Genomic DNA, 6,230 nt, shown 5'->3' with positions numbered 1-6,230 from the left:
GGCTTAAATTTTACAAAAATAGGAAAAAATAAATCAAAGGTGCGGAAAGTGGGATTTAAGTATAAAATTAATTATAATAATTTTTCAATTTTGAGCATTAGATTTTTGTAGAAAAGATTTTACAACTTAGGGTGTATAAATAATTTTACTTCGAACCGAATAATAGTATGAAAGTGCTTTCAAGTGGGTTCAGGTGTGAGAATTAATATTTTTTCATCTATTTTGGTAGCTCTTACGGTATCTCCTTCTTTTAGGTTGGGAGGTGCGGCTTCTTTTTTGATTTCGTGGATTTCGTAGGTTTTTAGATTCATTAGTTGGAGAGAGTCTTTGGTTATGGAGATTATGAGGTATTCTTTTGTTTCTGGTTTCCAGCCTCGTATTTCTGATTCCCATAGCTCTTTGTGTTGGACGGTTAGTCGTTCTCCGGTTTCTAGATTCTTTCCAATTAGGTTGCCTTTTTCGATTTTTTCAATTATGAGGGTTTTTTCTGGGAGTTGTACTATTTCACCTACACTGAAGGAGGGAAGTCTTACTGAGATGGAGATTTTTCCTTTCTTTTTTCCGTCTTTCATTCCGGAAAGTTTAAATGATTCTTGCAGGTTTGCCCCCATAATTTCTTTAATGGACTCTGCGATGTTTCTTGCTAATCCTACTGTGCTGACGTATGCGTCGAGGCCCTGTTTTTTCTCTTTTACCTGTGGTATATAATCTTCTTTGAATTTCTCTTGATTAAGGATAGTTTCTATTATGTTGTAAATTTGTTGCCGCTCCTCCTCGCTTATTCTTCCTCTTAAACTTCTAAATTGAAGGATGGCTTCATAGTAGCCTGTCTTTTTTCTAGTGCATATTCCGCATGGCGAGGATTCAAGATTTATGGTAATCGGTACTGTTTCACTAATGAGAATATCCTCTTTTTTTGCGGTTATTAATACAGGAATTTCGATTCTATTTTTTATTTCAATTTCTTCCTGTATTTGTGGTTGAATAGATATTTCAAAATCAGGAGAGTGTTTTATAAAGTGTGGTAAAGCTTGTTCAATTGCTTGTTCTAAGAATTCAACATTGTTGGAGCTTTCGGATTGCATCCATTTTTTTGAGAGCTTGTAGCTATAACAATTGGGACAAATTCGTATTTTGGGTTCGTTTTTAATAGTGAAAGGGGAGTGCTTCTTAAAATAACATGAAGAACAAAGATTTTCAATCAGTTTGGTCTCTGTTTTTCCACAAAGCGCACAGAATCTTTTAGCCATTAAAATATAACTCCATTGTTATGAGTCTACATAATTACCTTTTGTGCGTGAGCTACGCCTCCGATTGTAATAATTCCTTGAGGATGTATTAGTCCAGCGTTTATGGCTTTTGAAACAATTGTGTTGCCGACTATATTTACTATGGTTCCCTTGCTGATGGCCTCAATGCCCTCCTCTATTTCAACAAGTTCACCACAGTAAAATTCCTTTTTCACTTCTATTTTGAGTTTGCCCTCTCTGAAAGTCTTTCCTACTATGTCTTCATCACAGGCTGCAACCATAGTCTCATTGTTGACTTTTCGTATGTAGATGTATACTCTCATTTTAATGTGCTCCAAGTTAACTAAATTTGTTACAGCTTATAACTTTATGTTGGTTTACTGTATAGATTTGATTGATGCCTTAGCTCCACAGGCCTCGCAAACAAGGAATTGAAATCTATGTTCTCTCTCAATGTGGGTGTCTGGCTTACCGCACTCAGGACAGAGAACATAGATTTTAGTGTATCTTAATATTAAATCATCAAGGGTTTTGCTTGTAAATCGTCCTTGGAAAACCGCTCTTTGTGCCTCTATAACGCCTGCGGTTGCCAATTCACGCATAAGAAATTTCATTAGATGCGGGGGGTCTCTATTCAAGGCAAGTGCTATATCTCGATAATTTCTAATAATTGTTCTGTTGCCCTCAACGAATATAACCGATTTGGGAATATCAAATCTTTTACTTTCAAAAACTTCCGGAGGCACCTGCTGCCGTGCCCTATCTAATAGACGCTCATAGTTTTCCATAGTTTAACCACCTCAAATGTTTCAAAGCTTTCTATAAGTCTGAGGTCTTGGCTCGTATATTGTTCCATCAGACAATAATTCTACTAGACAAGAATCCAATTCTTTTTGTGATAATCTGGTCTCCCGCTTAATTGTGTCGAAGTTTACTCCTTCGCCTTCGTCCATTTCTTCTATAATCTCCAAAACCTTACCAATCTTATCGACAAACTCTTCTTCTAGCGGCTTATCCTCATCTGAGATCCCTATCTCCTCTTTTACAGAGACAGACTTGTAGCGGGGAGTGTACGACATTATTTCTAATTCTCTAACCAGTTCCCAATTGGGATCATCTACTTTTATAATTAGTTCGGGAATCAGGTAAATCTCGTTCTGATACTTTCTAACCCTACCAATGACGTCCACGATATCGCCTATCTGCACATTATTCAGTAAAGAATTCTGATTCTTCCACCCCTTAACCCTAATGGTTTCAGTACCATCATCAACTGTAATACTACCATAATCAGACTGGGAACTAACGAATTTATCAACCACGGTACCCATGACTCTGGCTCGCTGAACCTCTAATCCCGAGTTAGTTATAACGTAACGTCCATTAGGCTTTTCCACCCACCTACCACTAACCAAATCCGAAGTACGCACCTTATAAGCGGTAGCCCTTTTCCTAACAATTCCACTCAACACAACCACTCCACAAATTTCTAAGACGCTAAATCTAGAAAGGTTCAAATAAAATTAAAGCGAATCCCAGAAAAAAATTATTGTCTCATACTACGGGTGGAAACGGCGTTCAAAAAACCTGAACGCCATAAATCTTTTCTGGGTGCTCCTTATTAACTTTCCAAAGTCGCTCCTTTAAATCTTCTTGTCCTCTTAACTGGTTTACTATTTTAGGAACCGCTTTAGGTCCCAGAACTGCTCCCGGTCTCCTAGGATCATCCAAATAATCTGTTTCTAGAAGGAAACGGTCTCCCTGCCCAAGAGCCGCTTCAATATTTCTCCTCGATGCAATTATAGAGGGAAAAATTTTCTCCCTTTCACAAATTTTTATCAACGGCGGACTAAAATGTTTTATCACATTACTAGGATCTAGATTAGCCTTCCTTATCATTTGAGATAATTCAACTATTTCTTTCTCGCCCATACTCTCCGTGTGAAGCTGAACCACGCACCCACAATCTTTGGCTAATCCAAGAGCGTATAATAAAATCTCATTTGAAGCTTCCCAAACTTCTGGACTCACCGGGTAGTGAGGTCTACCAACCTCCCCGATAGCTGTTGCCATTTCTTCACTAATCCATTTTATTGCAATATCCAATCCAGCATACATCAGTTCCTTAGCCTCTCTTATTCCCATTCCTCTGTCCAGCATCTGTGTAAGCTCAGCAGGATGAACTCCTATAACACCATAAGCGTGAAGATTCAGGGTTCTAACCTTTTTAACACACTCAAAAACATGACTATAGCAGGTTTCGAAATCTGAAGTTTTTGAAACCTTGACCCCGTAGCTCCAGCTAGGTAACATGATGACGAAAACACAGGTTCCACCTGCTCTCTTAAATTCCTTACCGACTTCTAGGGGTCCGAGGCCTTTTATAGGATTAATATGCATATGATTATCCGTAGCAGGAAAGTTTTCCACTTTTACCACACTCACCAAAGACTCTAATTAAATCCCTAAAAACAAGCGTATATAATAATTAAATACTTGCCCTCTAAGTAGTTTTACCAAATGTTTAAAAAATTTTCATCCCATCGTTCTGATGACAAGAATATATGTTTCAAAATTCGAGAAATATTAAACCAGTATATACTAATTATATGTATTTTATCAAAAAATTCTTAAGAGGAGTTATTATTGCTACTTAAAGCATAATGACTAGTAGTTCGAGGTGTTGAGTTTGAGTCGAATATTGATTACTTCAGCTTTACCTTACGCTAATGGGGATCTTCACATTGGACACGTCTCAAGCACATACATTCCCGCAGATACCTATGCAAGATTTTGTAGATTAAGGGGATATGATGTAGTTTTTGTATGCGGAAGCGACGATCACGGCACACCCATCTCGGTTTCGGCGCGCGAAGCGGGGCGTACTCCCCTCGAACATGTTGATTATTATCGTGAAAGACAGTTGAATGATCTCAAAGCATTGAACATCAGCTTTGATAATTATTATAAAACCCACAGTGAAGAGAACCGAGAAATAACGGAACATTTTCTCCTAAAACTTAGAGAAAACGGCTACATTTACCAAAAAGAGGTAGAACTATTTTACTGTGAAAGGGACAAGACTTATCTACCAGACAGGATGATAAAGGGTACCTGCCCATATTGCGGTGCGGAAGATCAGTATAGCGATGCTTGCGAGATCTGTGGACGAACAATTGAGCCCGGAGAAATACATAGACCCTACTGCATTCTCTGCGGTAATCCACCAGTGACAAGGAGAGAAAACCATTTCATATTTAAGCTTAGTGCATTCTCTGACAGGCTATACGAATGGTTAACATCAAACGAGACTGGAGAAAATTTTCCCAAAGATGTGGTAAATTATGTCGTTCAGTGGATAAAATCAGGACTCCAAGACTGGGATATTACCCGTGAAGATTATTGGGGGTTCAAACTGCCATATGCGGACGCGAAGGAAAACCAGTATGTCTACGTCTGGTTTGACGCCCCAATAGGATATATAGCTTCTACAATTAATTTGGGTGAAAAGAAAGGATTCAACTGGGAGGACTACTGGAAGAGAGACGACTCTCTTATTACCCATTTCATTGGAAAGGATATAGTTTATCATCATTTCCTTTTCTGGCCAGCGGTACTTATGGGCACTGAAGAAATAACACTACCAAGAAAATACGTTGTGAACGGATACTTAACTCTTGAAGGCCAAAAAATGAGTAAAAGTCGAAACTGGCTAATACCCCTAAACTATATTTTAAAAAAATACCCGGCGGATTACGTAAGGTTTTACCTAGCGTTTAAAGCAGATAACTCAATCAGAGATAATAATTTTGGCTGGGAAGAGTTCCAGGAAAGAATAAACGGAGACCTAGTTGACAACATTGGAAATTTGGTGCACCGAATTCTACACTTTATTAACAACCGTTACGACAGTAAAATTCCTGAGCCCTCGGATTTTGATGACCTTGACAGGGAATTCATCCAGCTAATTAGCTCAGTTACTGATGAATTGGCCAAATACTACGAACAATGCGACCTAGCAAAAGCCATTAAACGAATAATTGAATCCTTCAAATTCGCCAACAGTTACTTCTCAACCAAAGAACCATGGAAAACCATAAAGAAAAAACCAGAAGAAGCAAAAACAACACTCTACCTCTGCGCCAATTTCCTATGCTCAGCAGTCATTCATCTCAGCCCAATAATACCTCAATCTGCAGAAAAATTGCAGAAATATCTGAACACTGAACCAAATACATGGAACTCTGCAAAAGAGTTAAAATTGAAGCCCGGACACGAGATATTGAAAGCAGAGCCTCTTTTCGAAAAAATTCCTAAAGAAGAAGTTGATAATGAAATTGAGACATTAAGGCAACAAACAAAAATAACTGAAAGGAAGGAAGAAATAAAAATCGACGAATTCAACAAACTCGACATAAGAATAGGAGAAATAGTTTCCGCAAAACAGCTCAAAGAAGACTTAATCCAGATAACTGTTAAAACCGAACCTAACAAACAACTAAACATAGTAGGCAAACTCGGAGGAAACTACAAACCCCAAGAACTAAAGGGCAAGAAAGTAACCGTGCTAACAAATCTAAAACCCAAAAAGATTCAAGGAACGCTATCAGAAGGCATGCTTCTAGCCGCCATAGACAGAGAAAAAATCTCTTTACTAGTACCAGATAAGGATGTCGAAACAGGAAGCAAAGTCGGATAACTGGAAACCGTTGTCCGAAACTTACCCATCTAGGACACTTCCAGACGATAGATTCGCAGAATCTTTGTAACGTTTTTCTTCGGTTATTAGCCTAATAATTTATGGTTTTATCGTTGTTTCTCATTAATTTTTAAGGTTTAAACACGTTGGAGCGAAAAAAGACCGGGAAACAGGTTTGAAAACACAGGAAAAAGCCCCAAAAAAAGGCAGATTTTGCGAATCTATCGCCAGATGGTGTTCGGTTCCTGCTTCATAGGGGAGCACCTGCCTTGGGGCATGAA

Annotated in this window: 6 protein-coding genes; 1 reads left to right on the top strand and 5 read right to left on the bottom strand. The window is 38.4% G+C overall.

Annotation, left to right across the window (positions count from 1 at the left end; translation table 11 throughout):
- Nucleotides 1-179: 179 nt before the first annotated feature.
- From ACUVXA_RS14450 to ACUVXA_RS14430, 5 genes are all read right to left on the bottom strand, one after another.
- Nucleotides 180-1,250 (bottom strand): 60S ribosomal export protein NMD3, encoded by a 1,071-nt coding sequence (locus ACUVXA_RS14450; protein ID WP_445871984.1) that lies wholly within the window; start codon nucleotides 1,248-1,250, stop codon nucleotides 180-182.
- Between the two features lie 26 nt (nucleotides 1,251-1,276).
- Nucleotides 1,277-1,573, bottom strand: a complete 297-nt coding sequence (locus tag ACUVXA_RS14445) for a DUF424 domain-containing protein (RefSeq protein ID WP_445871983.1) — start codon at nucleotides 1,571-1,573, stop codon at nucleotides 1,277-1,279.
- 54 nt (nucleotides 1,574-1,627) lie between these two features.
- Nucleotides 1,628-2,038, bottom strand: coding sequence for a translation initiation factor IF-2 subunit beta (locus ACUVXA_RS14440; RefSeq protein WP_445871982.1), 411 nt, complete (start codon nucleotides 2,036-2,038; stop codon nucleotides 1,628-1,630).
- Nucleotides 2,039-2,059: 21 nt separating this feature from the next.
- Nucleotides 2,060-2,719, bottom strand: a complete 660-nt coding sequence (locus tag ACUVXA_RS14435) for an OB-fold nucleic acid binding domain-containing protein (RefSeq protein ID WP_445871981.1) — start codon at nucleotides 2,717-2,719, stop codon at nucleotides 2,060-2,062.
- A 109-nt stretch (nucleotides 2,720-2,828) separates the two neighbouring features.
- The gene (locus tag ACUVXA_RS14430) at nucleotides 2,829-3,695 is read right to left on the bottom strand and encodes a TatD family hydrolase (protein WP_445871980.1); all 867 of its coding nucleotides are present in this window, start codon (nucleotides 3,693-3,695) and stop codon (nucleotides 2,829-2,831) included.
- 244 nt (nucleotides 3,696-3,939) lie between these two features.
- Here ACUVXA_RS14430 and metG point away from each other — a divergent pair, with 244 nt between their 5' ends.
- Complete coding sequence (gene metG, locus ACUVXA_RS14425) at nucleotides 3,940-5,949, top strand: methionine--tRNA ligase (RefSeq protein WP_445871979.1); 2,010 nt, start codon at nucleotides 3,940-3,942, stop codon at nucleotides 5,947-5,949.
- The last annotated feature ends 281 nt before the right edge of the window (nucleotides 5,950-6,230 follow it).

This window comes from Candidatus Jordarchaeum sp. (assembly GCF_052745115.1).
The sequence above is the reverse complement of the archived record's forward strand: the minus strand, read 5'-3'. Positions and strand labels throughout refer to the sequence as shown.